The organism is Pasteurella oralis (assembly GCF_002850605.1).
Classification (GTDB): Bacteria; Pseudomonadota; Gammaproteobacteria; order Enterobacterales; family Pasteurellaceae; genus Pasteurella; species Pasteurella oralis.
The window spans coordinates 209,369-227,103 of sequence record NZ_NXGB01000001.1; the positions used below are offsets into that span (position 1 = coordinate 209,369).

A 17,735-nucleotide genomic window follows, 5' to 3' on the forward strand; every position below is an offset into this window, starting at 1 on the left:
GCCATTGTATTTTTAATTAATTTTTAGTTAGAGAAGGCGAACTTAGGTTCGCCTTTTTCTATATAGCTCCAGTTTGTTCATCAATCATTTTAGCGAGTTAGTAAAAGCTGAAATCTTGTTCTAATAAAGAGCATCATGTTTGTATTCAGCAATTTTAAATAAATGATTTTAACTTGCAGACACAAGCTATTGTGTTGCCACAGTCATTTCAAATGGTACTTGTTGTATTTGCTGACATAATAACAAGCTATCTTATAAAATTTTGCCAAAATTGACCGCACTTTGATTCTCGCTGGGTGGGATATAAATATCCGCGCAAACGTTTTCGTTTCAAGTAAATTTCCTTTATAATAACCTACAATTTTTTCAATTTATTTAACTCAACAGGGCTAATCCTATGTTACAAATTTTTCGTGGTTCTCCTGCGCTTTCTGAATTCCGTTTAAATCAATTAGCAACGACTTTCCAAAAATCTAGGTTGCCAGTGAAATCTTGTTATGCCGAATATTTACACTTTGCGAATTTGGTTGAAACGTTAACTGAAGAAGAAACGGCTAAATTAGATCAGCTGTTGCATTATGGACCAACACTCGCTGAGCATGAACCTGTAGGAGAATGTTTTATCGTGATTCCTCGTATTGGAACGATTTCTTCTTGGTCATCAAAAGCGACAGATATTGCACATAATTGTCGTTTAAATAAAGTGAATCGTTTAGAACGTGGATTAGCATTCTATTTTGAATTTGAACGTACTTTAACTGAAGAAGAGCAACAAAAATTAGTTTCACATATTCACGATAGAATGTTAGAAGGTATCATCCGTAAGCCAGAAGAGGCACAAACCTTATTTGACCAGCAAGAACCAAAACCATTTACGACAGTTGATATTCTTACTGGCGGTCGTCAAGCGCTAGAAAGTGCTAATGTTGAATTGGGTTTAGCTTTAGCAGAAGATGAAATTGATTATTTGCTCGAAAATTTCACTGCACTTGGACGTAATCCAAATGACATTGAGCTTTATATGTTCGCACAGGCAAACTCAGAGCATTGCCGCCATAAAATTTTTAATGCAGACTGGATCATTGATGGTGAAAAACAAGAAAAATCCTTGTTTAAAATGATTAAAAATACCTTTGAGAAAACCCCAGATCATGTGCTTTCTGCCTATAAAGATAACGCCGCAGTGATGGAAGGATCAAAAGTGGGGCGCTTCTTCCCGGATCAAGATGGGCAGTATCGCTATCACAATGAAGATACGCATATCTTAATGAAAGTGGAAACCCACAACCACCCAACCGCGATTTCACCCTTCCCTGGGGCGGCAACAGGATCTGGTGGTGAGATCCGTGATGAAGGCGCAACGGGACGTGGTGCCAAACCAAAAGCGGGTTTAGTGGGCTTTTCGGTATCTAATTTGGTGATCCCAGGTTTTGAACAAGCTTGGGAAAATCCAGTGTCTAAACCAAATCGCATTGCTTCTGCGCTCGATATTATGATCGAAGGACCTTTAGGCGGTGCAGCATTTAACAACGAATTTGGTCGCCCTGCGTTATTGGGTTATTTCCGTACTTATGAAGAAAAAGTCAAGAGTTTTGCGGGCGAAGAAGTGCGTGGTTACCACAAGCCAATCATGTTAGCCGGCGGGATTGGGAATATCCGTGCGGAACACGTGCAAAAAGGCGAAATTCCTGTCGGGGCAAAACTGATCGTATTAGGAGGACCTGCCATGAACATTGGTTTAGGTGGTGGTGCAGCATCTTCCATGGCATCAGGCAAATCAAAAGAAGATTTAGATTTTGCTTCGGTACAACGGGATAACCCAGAAATGGAACGTCGTTGCCAAGAAGTGATCGACCGTTGCTGGCAGTTAGGTGAGGATAACCCCATTCTCTTTATTCACGATGTGGGTGCAGGTGGTTTATCGAATGCGATGCCAGAACTCGTACATGATGGCGGTCGTGGCGGGAAATTTGAACTACGCAAGATCTTAAGTGATGAACGTGGTATGAGCCCGTTAGAAATTTGGTGTAACGAATCGCAAGAACGTTATGTGTTAGCGGTCGCCCCTGAAAAACTCGAATTATTTACCGCACTTTGTGAGCGTGAACGAGCGCCCTTTGCTGTGATTGGTGAAGCCACAGAACAAGAGCATTTAACCTTACATGATGATCATTTTGACAATAACCCAATTGATTTACCAATGAATGTGTTATTGGGCAAAACGCCGAAAATGACCCGTGATGTCATATCCAAAACCGTAGAAGGTACTGCTTTAGATCACTCACAAATCGACTTAAAAGAGGCGTTCCACCGAGTGTTACGCTTACCTGTAGTGGCAGAAAAAACCTTCTTAATTACCATTGGTGATCGTTCTGTTACCGGTATGGTGGCACGTGATCAAATGGTCGGTCCATGGCAAATTCCAGTGGCAGACTGTGCAGTCACTACAGCAAGTTTAGACAGCTATCACGGTGAAGCCATGTCAATGGGTGAACGTGCACCCGTAGCCTTATTAGATTTCGCTGCCTCGGCGCGTTTAGCGGTGGCAGAATCGATAACCAATATTGCAGCAACTAACATTGGCGACATTAAACGTATTAAATTATCAGCGAACTGGATGTCTGCCGCAGGTCACGAAGGGGAGGATGCCGGCTTATATCAAGCGGTGAAAGCCGTAGGTGAAGAACTTTGTCCACAACTTGGCTTAACCATTCCCGTGGGCAAAGACTCTATGTCAATGAAAACCACGTGGCATGAAAACGGTGAGCAAAAAACCGTGACGGCACCTTTATCCTTAGTCATCAGTGCATTCGCACGTGTAGAAGATGTCCACAAAACAGTCACACCACAATTACGTACCGATAAAGGTCACAGCCGCTTATTATTAATTGACTTAGGCGAAGGCAAAAATCGCCTAGGGGCAACCGCACTTGCGCAAGTGTATAAACAACTCGGTGATCAACCAGCGGATGTAGTAAATGTTGAAAATCTGAAACACTTCTTCAATGCCATGCAAGCGTTGGTGGCAGAGCAAAAACTCTTGGCGTACCACGATCGTTCAGACGGTGGTTTAATCGCCACTCTTGCCGAAATGGCGTTTGCGGGTAACTGTGGTTTATCGATCCATATCAGCGCATTAGGCGATAACGATCTTGCCGTGTTATTTAACGAAGAATTAGGCGCGGTGATTCAAGTGCGTGAGAGCGATTTAAGCTATGTACGTGATGTTTTATCACAACATGGTTTAATCCACTTAACCAAAGAATTGGGCGAAGTGACGACAGAAGATCGCATCGAAATTTCCCGTGGCACTAAATTATTATTTAGCCAAAAACGTTCGGAGTTACGTGGCATTTGGGCGGAATTAACCCACCAAATGCAACGTTTACGTGATAACCCAGAATGTGCTGACCAAGAGTTCGAGGCGAAAAAAGATCCTGACAATAAAGGTTTCTCTGCCTATTTAACCTACGACATTAACGAAGATATTGCTGCACCTTACATTGTCACTGGCAAGAAACCGCGCATTGCGATCTTACGTGAACAAGGGGTCAATAGCCATTACGAAATGGCTGCAGCCTTTGACCGTGCAGGCTTTGACGCCATTGACGTACATATGAGCGATTTACATAACGCTCGTCATCACTTAAAAGACTTCAATGCGTTAGTGGCATGTGGTGGTTTCTCTTATGGTGATGTGCTTGGCGCAGGTGGTGGTTGGGCGAAATCCATCCTATTTAACCCAATGTTGCGTGATCAATTTAGCGAATTCTTTGCCAATCCAAACACCCTCACTTTAGGGGTGTGTAACGGTTGCCAGATGGTTTCCAATCTTGCTGAAATTATCCCAGGTACAGAAGCTTGGCCACGTTTCGTGCGTAATAAATCCGAACGTTTCGAAGCGCGTGCAGCACTGGTACGTATCAATGATACCAACTCAGTTTGGTTCCAAGGCATGGCGGGTTCACATATGCCAATCGCAGTGTCGCACGGTGAAGGACGTGTCGAGTTTAAACACGCTCAACAGTTACAGATGTTAAAAGATCAACACTTAATCGTGGCGCAATACATCGACAACAACCTCAATCCAACGGAAATCTACCCAGCCAATCCGAACGGCTCCGTAGAAGGTATCACCGCATTGTCCAACCAAGACGGACGTGTCGCCATCATGATGCCACACCCAGAACGTGTATTCCGCACCGTATCCAACTCATGGTATCCAGAAGATTGGAGTGAAGATGGGGCGTGGATGAGATTGTTTAGAAATGCACGGATTAGTTTGAAATAATGTGAATTAGCTCACTGAAATTTTTCTGAATAAATGGATAATAAAAAAATTTATTATCCATTTTTTATCGTTATCAAAATAAGGAATGTTATATGTTGAGAGGCTCTGAATGGGGGCGTTGGGATCTCCATGTTCATACTAAAAATACAGCAAAGAATGATCAATTTGAATCTAAAGATATGAATGAATATTGTGAGATTCTATTTAGAAAGGCAATTGAAAAAGATATTAAAGTAATTGGGATAACAGATTATCTTAATATTGATAATTATAAAAAAGTTTTAAATTTTAAGGAGAATATTTATATAAATAATAAATTTACAGATGATGAGAAAGATAAGGTTAGTGATATTTTTATTATTCCTAATATTGAGTTAAGATTAGATAAAATAGCGAGAAAATCTTTGATTAATATTCATATATTATTTAACCCAGCATTTATAGAGGAAGTGGAAAATAGTCTGCTTACAAAAATTGAATTTCCTATCAGCACTGATTCGAGTGCTTCATTAAATCGACATGGCTTAATTAAACTAGGGAAACATAGAAACTCTAGACTTAATGATGAAGAAGCATATCTTGAAGGAATAAAGCATTTTTGTGTAGATTATAATAGGCTAATTAAAATTATTAACGAAAATAAATTATTAAAAGAAAATTGTCTGGTTTTTGTTGCAAATGGTGATAATGATGGTGTTTCAGGATTAAAAACTCACGAAGAACTCTTAGGTAGTACTAGTTCTAATTCAGAGTTGAGAGACTCAATTTATAGACAAGCGGACGGAATTTTTTCATCTAAAATAAGTGATCGAAATTATTTTTTAGGTAATGGAAAGGATAGCTCTGAAAAAATAATTGATAGATTAGGCTTTTTGAAACCTTGTATCCACGGAAGTGATGCTCATACTGAGAATAAGCTTTTTGAACCCGATCAGCAACGTTATTGTTGGATAAAAGCAGATCCAACTTTTGAAGGTTTAAAACAAATTCTCTATGAACCTGAGAGTCGAGTTCATATAGGCGCTACAGTTCCAGAATTTAAAAATGATTATGAAGTAATTGATCATATAAAACTAGATAATCTAGCTGATAATGACGTAGCTAATGAATATATATATTTTAATCAGAATTTAACTACAATTATAGGTGGACGTTCATCTGGAAAATCTACTCTTTTACAATGCTTAGCTAAAAAACTGAATAAGCCTTTAGCTGGAAATGAAGAAAGCGAAAATAAACTCTCTCATATAGAAAAATTATCTAGTAATTTACAAATTATTTGGAAAGATGGGAAAGAGGATAACTCAAGGAGAGTTGAGTATTTTTATCAAGGGCATATGTACCAAAAATCAACAAATAAAGGCATTGAAGATATTATTAAGGACATATTATTACAACAAAAAACGGATATTTTTGATAAATATGATGAGGCAATAGGCAATATTAAAATTAGTAACACTGCTAATTTAACTGAGTATTCTAATGCTCAAGAAAAGATAAAGGTTCTTAATCAATCATTAGAAAAACTTGGTAATTATAATGATGTTCTATCTCAAATAGCTAATTTAAATGAAAAAATTAATCAGCTCAATTTATCTGAGTTAAATGAACAGGATTTAGAATACTATAATAATAAAAATAAGGTATTTTTAGAAAACCATGAAAAATTTGATAAGATAACTAGTATATTGAATAAGTTAGATACTCTAAGAATAGCTGATATTTTCAGCTTCCAAATTAAACCTGGTATACCTTCATATATAGATATTCCTTGGAATCTTTCTCATGATCTTTGTGATATCCCAAAATATATAGAAAGTAAAATTAATGAAAGTCAGAAAGAGTATAGAAACAAATTAGTGGATGAGATAGATAGATTGTCTATATTGAATAGCGAAATAGAGAATGACGCTCTATTTAATAGAGTTAAGAGTTTATTAGAAAAATCTTTGCAAGCTACTCCTATATTAAATCAGCTTGAGCAAGAAAAAACTAAGAAAATTGCTATTGAAGAGATTAATACCGAAATTAAATCATTAGAAAGATTAGCCGATGAGAAATATAACAATATAGAAAATAATTGGCGATTAATGTTTGATGAGTTAGATAATTTAATTGATTCTATAAATCAAATGCCATTTAATGAAGAACAACTAATAATAAAATCTAGTCAAGAGTTTCAAGTAATTTCTTTTAAAGGATTCATTGAAGGATTTATTGATCAAAGATCTGGGCTGGCTCAACGTTTAGTTTCTGAAATACCTTTAATAAAAAATAAAATGGAGCTATATCAATTTTTTAATGAAATAAGAGATGGATTAACTAATCGGAGTATAAAACTAAGAAATAATCTTTCTCTACAGGAATTTATTACTAAGTTTTTTAGTGACTCTTGGTTTAAATTAAAATACGATGTTATCTATGATGAAGATAGCTATAATAATATGTCGCAAGGTAAAAAGGCATTCGTAGTATTAAAACTTAATTTAGAGTGTAGCGATAGTAAATGCCCCATTATTATTGATCAACCAGAAGATGATCTAGATAATAGAGCTATTTATTCAGAACTAGTAAGTTATCTTAAGGCGAAAAAATCAGAGCGGCAAATAATCTTGGTTACTCACAACCCAAATGTTGTTATAAATGCTGATAGTGAACTAGTTATTGTTGCAAATCAACATGGTTCTAAATCATTTAATACAAATGGCAAGAAGTTTGAATATATAAGTGGTAGTATTGAAAGCATTAAAGCAGAGAAAGAAAGCACTTTAACTCTTGCTAAAAAAAGTATTAGGGAACATATTTGTGAAATCTTAGAAGGTGGTGAGCAGGCATTCAAGTTAAGAGAAAGGAAATATAGTTTTTAATCAAATGGTTAGATGGCGCTCGTGTTTCACGAGTGCCTTTTTCTTTTCTTTAGAATATAAAATATTCATCACAAACCACAACATAAATAACCGCGATCAACAACATATTTCAGATATAACAGTTTTTTAATCAATACTATCGTATAATAAACAAGCTGTTTTTGCTTTTATTAGGATTTTATTTATGAAAAAACGTCAATACCTCCAGTCCCTATATGTTGTTCTTTTGGGAAGTCTTTGTTGGTTAAGTGTCAATGCTCAATCTCAGTTATTCACGCCAGAGCAAATAACTAAAATTGAAAATAAATTGATTGGAAAGCACAAACTTTCTTTACAGTGGGTGAGTTGGGAAAAGCTTGGCTCAGTGGATATCTTAAGAGATGCCGATGGGTTAAGTATTGAAGGGATACAAGAGTTAAATGGGAATTTTGTCTCTTTATTTGGCAGAATTAAAGTGATCGATGAAAACGCATTTCTTTTTACAGGGGAAATTGTCACGCGTGTTGATCATATTAACAATGGCAAAGCATGTACACGACAGGGTACGTATGAATTTCGGGCGACAGGCAAACGCAAATATTGGCGTTTACAACAAATGGAGAATCCTTGTGAACTTGTGGCTGATTATGTTGATGTGTATTTTTAGTGAGTAAAGTATGCTAGAAATTTCTGCAAATTTGACCGCACTTTTTAACGGAGAGCAAGATGACGTTAATTGAAAAGCTGAAGAAGATTGAAGACTATGTTTTACAACATAGCCAATACCGTTTTTATTTCGCTAAATCACCATTTGGTATGGCGTTAAAGGCACAATATTACTATTATCCTGAAGATATTCCTGAAGCCACTAAAGATTTGGGTACGCATTTCTTAACTCAAGCGGGCTATGAAGATTTTTATACGCCGCTTGCAGAACTGATGAGCAAGGCGAATATCACACCACCTAGCCCTGCGGAGATGATTGAGGGAGACAATTGGCGATTTTTTGCGATTAAATTCAATTTCTTTTCTCCGCTAAATCCAGCATTGAAGAAATACTATAATACAGAATATGTCACTTTTATTTGCATACCTTGCCAAGATCATGAAGGTAAGGATGATATGGAGTTGCTTTATACCTCACCAACAACGGGCAATCTATTCAAAGAAATGCGTAATAGCCAGTTGCTAGATCCAAGTCAGGACACTTATCATGCTTATCTGCAATTACTTGAAGAAGCTGTCGATTTTATGTGCGAAAAATTAGATATTGATGCAGCAGAACCAATTGACGTTACAGAAGCGTTGCATGAGTTCACTACTTTATTAAATGTTCATGATAAAGAGGAATTTAAAAAACGTTATCAACAAATTCAAGAGGCGCCTGAAAAATGCCTACTGGATTTAGTCGAACAAGGCTATGCAGCGGAAGGTGATAAACCTGAATTAGCATTTTTAAGCTATCGCTTCTTATTGCTACCAATGTTAACAGCGCTTGATACGGATTGGCGTATTGATAATGAAGAGTTAAGTGAATACTTATCAGAGGTGATTGGTAAAAAATTCAAATTACCGAAAAAAGCGCTTGAACCTTATGAAATTATCGAGCGTTTAGAGAAAAAGAGTGACTATACGTTGTTAAATATTGAAACAGAACAAGACTCATATTGCCTATTTGTTTGTAAACAGCGAGATAAAAAGCGGATTTTACAGCTAGCAAGAGTGTTAGATTTGGATATTGTGCCTTTTTAAATAGGAAGAGAGTGAAAATGCGTAATCTTATTTTTTATATTTTAAAAAGTTGGCTAAAAATGACCGCACTTTTCTGCATGTGATATTTTCCTCTGTTATTAATAATGCTACTATTGTCTAACTTTTAACAAATTATTGACATTTATTAGCACAATGGATTGGTTCGTTTTTAGTTTTCTTAGTCTCCCAGTTATTGCTACATTACTGCCTTTTTTGCCGTTTAATCATTGGACGGTACGAATTTTTGATTTCCCTCGTTTGCAGATTGCACTACTTAATTTATTTTGTCTTGGAATAGGCTGGTTTTTGCGACCTGAGCCAACGTGGTTGTTTATCCTTATGCAATTACTCAATTTAGTTTGTATGGGATATCAAATTTGGGAGATTCTAGCTTATACTGCGTTATCTCGCCCGCAAGTATTACATTATCAGGGTGAGCGAAATCAGCGTAGTATTTCATTGTTGACAGTTAATGTGCTCACACCAAATCGACAAGTGGATAAACTATTGGCTTTAATTGAAAAATGGCAGCCAGATATCGTGCTTACTTTAGAAACAGATTTGTGGTGGGAGGATAAGCTTGCTTCATTAGAAAAACAGTACAGTTATACTGTGAAAATTCCACTTGATAATTTATATGGTATGCATTTATATAGTCGCTTGCCATTGCGTAATACAGAAGTACGGCATTGGGTGCAAGAGGATATTCCATCAATTTATACACAAGCTTGTTTGTGGTCAGGTGAATGGATTCATTTGTATTGTTTACATCCTATGCCGCCAACACCAACCGAAAGTGCTACCTCAACACAACGTGATGCTGAGTTATTATTAGTTGGACAAGAAATTAGTAAAAATAACCAATCAGTATTGGTATTTGGTGATTTAAATGATGTTGCTTGGTCATCGACATCGCGTTTATTTCAGAAAACCAGTGGCTTGCTTGATCCGCGAGTTGGGCGCGGTTTATATAGTACTTTCCATGCAAAATATCCTTTTTTACGTTGGCCGTTAGATCATATTTATCATAGTAATGATTTTATGATGCGTGATATTCGCGTGTTATCTGATATTGGTTCCGATCATTTTCCAGTTTATGGCTGTTTTCAATATCATCCTTGTGTTGAAGTAGCTCAGTCTGAGCCAGATGTAGAGGATGCTGATCATGAATTGGCTCAAGAAAAAATTGATCAGGCAGAGCCTGAGAAGAAAGTTGTTGAAGAAAAGTATTGATAAAGATGGGCTAATAGGGTCTGAAATATTTGTGTATTATTATGTTTATCTGTTGCCTTCTGAAAGAATAAGCAAGTCATCAAAGCTTTTAGCGGAATAATATATTTATTCTGAAAGCTGAGAATAGTCTCTATTAATACTGGCTATAGCAGTAAAATTTATTTAGATAGGTACGTAAGTTGAGATTACGATTCTTTATTTGGGTACTTATCCATTAAAAAGAAAGAGACAGGAATTACCATTATTATGTTGAATTATGGAAAAATCGTAGTTAAAAATTTTGTATTTGTAGTGTAATAGTATTTTTAGATTAATATACCGATAGTTACGATATTTGATATACGCGAGAAAATAATAATAGTTAGTGATATTAAATATATTTTTATTAGTGTGATAGTGATCGCGGACAATTACTATAAAAAATGGGTAATATTTGCATAAGATATTACCCATTTTTATGTAAAGGAGAACATGATGTTTGCTTGGCAAAATTTATTAAATTCAGCAAGATTAAGCCATATTGATAATAATGAAACAAAAAGTAATGAAACTGAAATTTCATCTTTTGCAAGTGATTATAAAAGAATAGTGACTAGTCCAGCATTTCGACGCCTGCAGGATAAAACCCAAGTTTTCCCATTAGAAAGAAATGATTTTGTTCATACGCGTTTAACGCATTCAATTGAAGTTGCAATGATTGCGAGAGAGCTTGCGACAAATATTTGTCAGTATATTATTGAGGCTAATTTTGAGCCGAAAATAACAGAAAAACAGCGTGATGATATTTGTCGAATTGTAGAAAGTGCAAGCTTATTACATGATATTGGTAATCCACCTTTTGGTCATTTTGGTGAATACATTATTGCAAGTTGGTTTCAAGAAAAATTTTCAGCTTTATTAAAAGATATACCATTTGAAAAAGCATATTTATTGGATTTGCAACATTTTGAAGGGAATGCACAAGCATTGAGATTGGTGACAAAACTACATGAATTTTCGGGTAATCATGGGATGGATTTAACCTGCGCAACATTGAATACCATGATTAAGTATACAAGCTGTTCTAATGAGCCAAAAGATAACAATTTAGTGACACATAAAAAAATTGGCTATTTTCAATCAGAAAAGACGATTTTTAATACGATCACTTCAACAACACAAGTAGGTAAAAATCGCCATCCATTGACTTTTATTTTGGAAGCTGCAGATGATATTGCTTATTTAACAGCAGACATTGAAGATGCAATTAAGAAAAATGTAGTTTCTTTTCAGAAATTTCGTGATTTTTTACAAGAGTATAATAGTAAGGCAGTTACTAATCCAACTTTAAATAAGTATTTACTTCAAACAGTAATGTCTGAAGAAGAAAATCAAAATCGATTTTTTCTTGATATACGAACAAGATTAATGTCTGGAGCGAAATTTATTTTCACTTCAAAGTACAAAGAAATTATGTCAGGAAAATATCAATATGATTTGTTTAAAGGTAGTAATGGAGAAACGCTGCATCAAGCCCTCAAAGCATTTTCTTATCAATATATTTTTACTGATAAAAATATTCTTAAACTTGAAGTCTCAGGTTGGACTATTTTGACATTTTTGCTAGATCAGTTTATCCCTGCAGCCTTGTACTACAAAGGACTTGATGATCCTAGTTATCAAAATGATCATAAACTCCATCAAAAACTAATTGAGCTCATTTCAGAGAATCATAAACGAGTCTATCGTGAATTTGCTCAGAAGGCAGTTTCTGAGCAAGAAAAATGTTATTTAAGAGTGTTAATGGTGACAGATTTTATTTCAGGGATGACAGACAGTTATGCATATGAACTTTATATGACATTATCTGGAAATAAAATTTCATGATAAATGACAGGGAGTTAGAACATGTCTGCAAATCATATTTTTACTGAAATAGCTTATGCATTAAGTCATAATCGGTTATGTCTGTTTACTGGCGCTGGCTTTACAAAAGCAATTACGGATGGAAAGGCACCATCTTGGCGTGATTTATTACAACAAGTTTGTCAACGCAATGAGTTACCTTTAGATATTTTAGATGAAGCTAATGAATATAGTGCAGCTTTAAATTTGGAAGAAAAAGCACAGCTTATTGCTGGGTTGTTGCAAGATAAAAAGAAGAGCATTCATGTGGAAATTAGCGAAATAATTCAGGATATTCAATTAGCAATAACAGATATTGAAAATATTAAAACATTTTTTAAGAATGAGTCATTTCATCTTTTGACGACAAATTATGATAAGCTTGCGGAACAATTAGCAGGAGAGAATTATCAGAGTTTTTCGCCTAAAAAACCAATACCGAGAAGTTCGGCTAAGACAAAAATATACCATATTCATGGCGCTATTGATGCGCCCGATGGAATGGTGGTGACTGCTGAAGATTATTTTCAATTTATCAACTATGAATCCTATTTTTCACGTAAGTTAAGTGTATGTTTACATGAGAATCTTGTTGTGATATTAGGTTATTCTTTGTCAGATACAAATTTAAAAGCCATTATTAATGAATATAAGGGCTTTTCTACAGATCAGCATATTGCTTCTAATATTTTTTTCGTTTCTAGAGATAATGTTTCTCAGTATACCAAGGATTATTATTCAAATTGCTTTGGTATTCGCGTGATTGATAATATGGAAATTGACGATTTTTTTAAGGCAGTTAATGAGAAATCCAAACTAGTTAAACAGAAAAAAGATAAGAAAATCGAAAATATTAAAAATGTTTTATATAACGGAAGAGAATATACAGATTCATATTTAAAAAAAGATATTGCTTTATTTGAAATTTTAGCGTCTATACAGGCATTAGGTATTGATTTAAAAGATGAAGATGTGCTGAATTTAATTAATTGTATTCTAAAAAAGAAAATTGAATTTACTCGCCAAAATAGCGCGTGGGAGCAATATTACCACCTTGCATTATGGTTAGCCTATTTAGCCAGTATTATTAAGTTATATCATTCACCACTTAAAGCTATTTTTTTAGAGGGAGTCCAGTTATCATTGTCGATGTTAGGCGGTAGAAGAGAATGGGCAACACCTTGGGAAGCGACTCTAGAATGGCAAAAATCTTGGGGGAATATTATTCCTGAAAATCGACTTTTAATTAAAGAATATGTTGAAGAAAATATTTATAATGACTATGCAAGAAAATTAGTTGGTTTGTTATAAATCCGATTCAAATTAAAAATGGCACAAAGATTTGTGCCATTTTGCTGGGTTAAATTAATCAACAATCCTGCTTACCAAATTCATCCTTACGCAAGATCTGACGCACACTTTCATCAAACTGTGCTAAAACTTGTTCTGCATCTTGTGGATCTTTGCCTTTCGCATCTAAATAGAATTTGATTTTAGGTTCTGTACCAGATGGGCGGGCGATTAAGCGGCTGCCATTTTCAAGCACGAAGACCAAAATATCACTTTGGCGGTCAGTTTTAGTGTGATCTAAGAATTGTGCCACTTTGAAACCACCGATTTCGCTTGGTGGGTTGTTACGAAGTGCGGTCATTAATTTACCAATTTCAGATAAATCATCAACACGAATTGAAATTTGTCCACTGACATAGGCACCAAATTCTTGAGTGAATTCGTCAGCATAATCTGCTAGCGTTTTGCCTTGTTTTTTCAAGTAGCGTACTAAATCTAAGAACACAATTGCAGCGGAAATCCCATCTTTGTCACGTACTTTATCAGGGTCAACTAGGTAGCCTAGTGCTTCTTCAAAGCCAAATAATAAGCCTTCTACTTTACCGATATATTTGAAGCCCGTTAGTGTTTCTTCAGATTGGAAACCGTATTTTTTTGCAATTTCTGCCAGAGCAGGTGATGAAACTAATGAGCAAGCAAGAATCCCTTTTTGACCTTGTGCATGGTATTGTTTCGCCAAATACCAGCCTAAGAAACAACCAACTACATTACCATGTAGTGGTTTCCAGTTGCCTTCTGCATCAGGTACCGCCACCGCTAGACGGTCTGCGTCAGGGTCATTGGCAATGATAAATTCCGCATTTTTCTCTTTTGCGACTTTAATGGCTAAATCTAATGCGCCTTTTTCTTCTGGGTTAGGGAAGTTGACGGTTGGGAATGTGCCATCTGGCCAGACTTGCTCTGCGACCACATGAGGTTGTGGCAAACCTGCTTTTGTTAAGGTTTTGCTTAATACTTCATAACCTACACCATGCATTGCAGTATAAACATAGTTAATGTCAGTTTGTGGCTCTTTGGCAAGGGCTGCGGTTTTTGCAATATAAGCATCTACAACTTCGTCATCTAATACAACGAAATCTTGGCTACGAGGTAAATCTGTAATTGAACCTGCGGCAACGTTATCGATTAGCTTAGCAATGTCTTGATCGGCTGGGGAAACAATTTGTCCACCGCCATTCGCTTTACCTAAATAGACTTTATAACCATTGTCTTCTGGTGGGTTATGGCTTGCAGTGACCATCACACCTGCAGTGGTATCAAAATATTTGATGGCGTAAGCGAGTACAGGGGTTGGTAATTTGCGTGGTAATAAATAAGCTTTGATACCTGCACCAGCCATAATTTCTGCCGTATCACGTGCAAAAACATCGGAGTTTTTACGACCATCATAACCAATCACAATAGAAGGGGTTTGGTCATAGTCTTTTAAATAGTCAGCTAAACCACCAGCCGCTTGTGCGACAAGTACTCGGTTCATCCCCATGGAACCCGCTTGTAAGCGACCGCGCAAACCTGCAGTACCAAATTGTAAGCGACCATCAAAACGACTTGCTAATTCTGCGTTTGCTTTTTCATCGCCAGCTTTGGCAGCCTCAAGCAATTGCTCTAATTCTGCACGAGTTTCAGCATCGGGATCTTGTGCTAACCAATTTTGAGCGAGAGTGAAGATTGTCATAAATTCTCCTTAATTTTTTATTAAAAAATTATGTGATGTAAAACACTTCTAGACTAGCTGAAAAAGGGAAGAATTAAAATGACTAAACTCAAATTATTTGAGCTTAGTCACTTTGTAATCGATTGCTTTTTTATTTTAGTAAGAATTTAGGTTGGTTTACTCAGTCATAACAGGGATGTATGTTATTTTGTTAGATGAGGCTTTGTCGATCACAAGAGTAATGCGGCTCCCCATTTGATGATATCAAAGAAAAATTTATTCTGGTTTGTTGCAACACCATCTGGATGAGTTTTATCTTTGATTGCATTTTCTTCTGCCATCCCGCTTTTGTATTGCCCTTTCACGACGGCAAGATCATCTTTAGCCTGCATCCTTAATATTTGGCATTTGGCTTCCTCTAACGGTTTAGCCCTGTTTTGTTTGAATTTTTTATATTGATATGTCGCATAACCCATTGATTTTTCATCAGCTTGGATTATTTTTACATATTTCTCACCGATGATATCTTCTAAGGGATAGAAGAAGACGTATTGTGAATGTATATAAGCATCTTCTTGAGAGAAATGCTCACGTTGAATTCGAGTCAGATTTGGGTAAATACATTGTTCAACTTGTGTACTTGCTATTGCCCATTGTTTAGCTGCTTGATCAGAGAGTTCATAATCCAAATTAGCAAATTCAGCAGGGAAAGTAACAGGTTTAGTTGACAGACAACCTGCAAGCATATATGTCATGCTGAGTAAAAGTAATTTTTTTAACATAGTTAACCTTATTAAATACAAAAATTGGGCAGAATTTTAGCAATAATGCTCTCATTTAGAAAGTTGTGTTAGTTAAAGTGCGGTCAGTTTTTACAAAATTTTAAAGGCTTTGCGTTTAAACAAAGCCTTATGGATGATTAGCTGATTTTTAGATGTTGTTGGTGGTGAGCAATGAGTGTTGAACGGTGCCCTACACTGATAATAGTGGTGTTAGGCAATTCAGCTTTAAGTAAGCGATACATCGCATCTTCTAGACCTTCATCCATACTTGCTGTAGCTTCATCTAAGAATGCAACAAGTGGTTTATGTAACAGTACGCGAGCAAAAGATAAACGTTGTTGTTCACCTAAAGAGAGTACGCGTGTCCATTCATCTTCTTGTGTTAATTTGTTGCTTAAATGTGCTAATTGTACTTTTTGTAAAATATTGACCGCACTTTGCAAGTTGACATCATCTGGAGCAACATCAGGATAATATAACGCATCAATTAAGCGTCCTTGTGGCAAGTAAGGTTTTTGTGATAAGAACAAGGTATTGTGTTGCGGACAGTGAATAGTACCGCTTGCATAAGACCATAACCCTGCAACTGTTCTTAATAATGTGGTTTTACCAACACCGGAGTCACCTTGAATTAATAAAGATGTGCCGATAGGCAAAGTGAGATTTAAGTCTTGAATTAACGTATTGCCATTTGGTGTTTGTACGGTCAAATTTTCAAAACGTAATTGTGTTGTGCTGTCTTGGATAATCAAATCAGAAGCTTGGTTCGCTTGTTGAATCGCAGTATGGAAACCCGTTAGACGGTCCAATACGGCTCGATAAGCGGCGAAATCATCATAGGAATTACGGAAGAAAGATAACGCCGATTGTACTCGTCCAAAAGCACTTGAAGTTTGCATTAGGTCACCTAATGTAATTTGATTACTAAAATAGCGGGTAACTTGAATGACTAAAGGAAACACTACTGAAATTTGGGTCACAATTAAGTTAAAACCTGATAATTTTAAAGTACGGTGTACAACTTTCCATACGTTATCAATCACTTGATCAAATTGGGAATTTAGTAGGCGTTTTTCCATTTTTTCACCACGATAAAAAGCAATGCTTTCTGCATATTCTTTGAGACGAATCAGAGAATAACGGTAGTTAGCATTGAGACGTTCATTGGCGAAATTTAACTGGATGAGTGGGCGTCCAATTTTAAAGGCAAAAATACTGGTAAATAATACATAAATAAAGACCAGGAATACCATTGCATGTGGTACTTCAGTACTGCCAACATTCATTGTGCCAGAGAGGTTCCACAAGATGATAGTAAACGCCACAATAGAAACGATAGCGGAAATTAAGCCCGTAGCAAAATCTAAGGTATTTGAAACAAAAGAATTGATATCTTGTTGGATACGTTGATCAGGGTTATCTAACTGATTTTCAAGATATTGTGTTTTGTAATAGGCTTGATTTTCAGTCCATTTATTTAGCATTTTGCTATTGAACCATTGACGCCAGTGAATCAGAAAACGCTTACTTAAGTAATAGCTGATTAAGGCATTTCCAATACTGGATGTGGCAATCACTGCAAATACGACCATTTGCTGCCAAAACACAGTTTCATTCATGTCTTGTAATGATTTATACAGCGCGTTATACCAGTTTGAAACCAAAATATCGATACGTACCGAGAGTAAGTCAAAGAAGACGATAATAATAAAATAAAGAAGTGGACGGATATTTTTTCTTGGATTGAAATAATCTTCTGCCAATAGCCAAAGCTGGTGTCCCCATCTGGTTGTTTTTGACACAGCATAGACTGCTAAAGGGAAAAATATAGCGGTAAGTGATAGGCTTTTAAGTAGCCAGAGAAATGAGTCAAAGAGTTCCTGCGACCAATTCATAGTAATTCCAAATATAAAATTATTGTTAAAAAAATGGTTCAGTATTCT

The 17,735-nt window shown here is 36.0% G+C and carries 10 protein-coding genes; 7 read left to right on the forward strand and 3 right to left on the reverse strand.

The features are described 5' to 3' along the window. Positions 1 to 397: 397 nt before the first annotated feature. From purL to C0975_RS01095, 7 genes are all read left to right on the forward strand, one after another. On the forward strand, positions 398 to 4,291 hold the full coding sequence (gene purL / locus C0975_RS01065; RefSeq protein ID WP_101774553.1) for a phosphoribosylformylglycinamidine synthase: 3,894 nt from the start codon (positions 398 to 400) through the stop codon (positions 4,289 to 4,291). 92 nt (positions 4,292 to 4,383) lie between these two features. Then, positions 4,384 to 7,158, forward strand: a complete 2,775-nt coding sequence (locus C0975_RS01070; RefSeq protein WP_101774554.1) for a TrlF family AAA-like ATPase — start codon at positions 4,384 to 4,386, stop codon at positions 7,156 to 7,158. A gap of 184 nt (positions 7,159 to 7,342) precedes the next feature. Beyond that, positions 7,343 to 7,804, forward strand: a complete 462-nt coding sequence (locus C0975_RS01075; RefSeq protein WP_101774555.1) for a hypothetical protein — start codon at positions 7,343 to 7,345, stop codon at positions 7,802 to 7,804. 59 nt (positions 7,805 to 7,863) lie between these two features. Further along, on the forward strand, positions 7,864 to 8,889 hold the full coding sequence (locus C0975_RS01080; protein WP_101774556.1) for a DUF6630 family protein: 1,026 nt from the start codon (positions 7,864 to 7,866) through the stop codon (positions 8,887 to 8,889). Between the two features lie 153 nt (positions 8,890 to 9,042). Continuing rightward, positions 9,043 to 10,122, forward strand: coding sequence for an endonuclease/exonuclease/phosphatase family protein (locus C0975_RS01085; RefSeq protein ID WP_101774557.1), 1,080 nt, complete (start codon positions 9,043 to 9,045; stop codon positions 10,120 to 10,122). 474 nt (positions 10,123 to 10,596) lie between these two features. Then, positions 10,597 to 11,988 carry a deoxyguanosinetriphosphate triphosphohydrolase gene (locus tag C0975_RS01090; protein ID WP_101774558.1) on the forward strand — a complete coding sequence of 464 codons (1,392 nt, stop codon included), beginning with the start codon at positions 10,597 to 10,599 and terminating at the stop codon, positions 11,986 to 11,988. Positions 11,989 to 12,009: 21 nt separating this feature from the next. Further along, positions 12,010 to 13,317, forward strand: coding sequence for an SIR2 family protein (locus C0975_RS01095; RefSeq protein ID WP_101774559.1), 1,308 nt, complete (start codon positions 12,010 to 12,012; stop codon positions 13,315 to 13,317). 58 nt (positions 13,318 to 13,375) lie between these two features. Here the strand turns inward: C0975_RS01095 and C0975_RS01100 are convergent, their stop codons facing one another. The 3 genes from C0975_RS01100 to C0975_RS01110 all read right to left on the reverse strand — a co-directional run bounded on the left by C0975_RS01100 (position 13,376) and on the right by C0975_RS01110 (position 17,687). Next, positions 13,376 to 15,031: a phospho-sugar mutase gene (locus C0975_RS01100; RefSeq protein WP_101774560.1), complete on the reverse strand. Its 1,656-nt coding sequence runs from the start codon at positions 15,029 to 15,031 to the stop codon at positions 13,376 to 13,378. A 209-nt stretch (positions 15,032 to 15,240) separates the two neighbouring features. Next, complete coding sequence (locus C0975_RS01105) at positions 15,241 to 15,792, reverse strand: DUF5358 domain-containing protein (protein ID WP_101774561.1); 552 nt, start codon at positions 15,790 to 15,792, stop codon at positions 15,241 to 15,243. Between the two features lie 137 nt (positions 15,793 to 15,929). Then, a complete protein-coding gene (locus C0975_RS01110; protein WP_101774562.1) occupies positions 15,930 to 17,687 on the reverse strand; it encodes an ABC transporter ATP-binding protein/permease in 1,758 nt (585 codons plus the stop codon). Between the last annotated feature and the right edge of the window lie 48 nt (positions 17,688 to 17,735).

What these genes read in the sequence shown, in the direction of transcription:
- purL (WP_101774553.1), top strand. Translation starts at nt 398, where the DNA reads ATGTTACAAATTTTTCGTGGTTCTCCTGCGCTTTCTGAATTCCGTTTA.
- C0975_RS01070 (WP_101774554.1), top strand. Translation starts at nt 4,384, where the DNA reads ATGTTGAGAGGCTCTGAATGGGGGCGTTGGGATCTCCATGTTCATACT.
- C0975_RS01075 (WP_101774555.1), top strand. Translation starts at nt 7,343, where the DNA reads ATGAAAAAACGTCAATACCTCCAGTCCCTATATGTTGTTCTTTTGGGA.
- C0975_RS01080 (WP_101774556.1), top strand. Translation starts at nt 7,864, where the DNA reads ATGACGTTAATTGAAAAGCTGAAGAAGATTGAAGACTATGTTTTACAA.
- C0975_RS01085 (WP_101774557.1), top strand. Translation starts at nt 9,043, where the DNA reads ATGGATTGGTTCGTTTTTAGTTTTCTTAGTCTCCCAGTTATTGCTACA.
- C0975_RS01090 (WP_101774558.1), top strand. Translation starts at nt 10,597, where the DNA reads ATGTTTGCTTGGCAAAATTTATTAAATTCAGCAAGATTAAGCCATATT.
- C0975_RS01095 (WP_101774559.1), top strand. Translation starts at nt 12,010, where the DNA reads ATGTCTGCAAATCATATTTTTACTGAAATAGCTTATGCATTAAGTCAT.
- C0975_RS01100 (WP_101774560.1), bottom strand. Translation starts at nt 15,031, where the DNA reads ATGACAATCTTCACTCTCGCTCAAAATTGGTTAGCACAAGATCCCGAT.
- C0975_RS01105 (WP_101774561.1), bottom strand. Translation starts at nt 15,792, where the DNA reads ATGTTAAAAAAATTACTTTTACTCAGCATGACATATATGCTTGCAGGT.
- C0975_RS01110 (WP_101774562.1), bottom strand. Translation starts at nt 17,687, where the DNA reads ATGAATTGGTCGCAGGAACTCTTTGACTCATTTCTCTGGCTACTTAAA.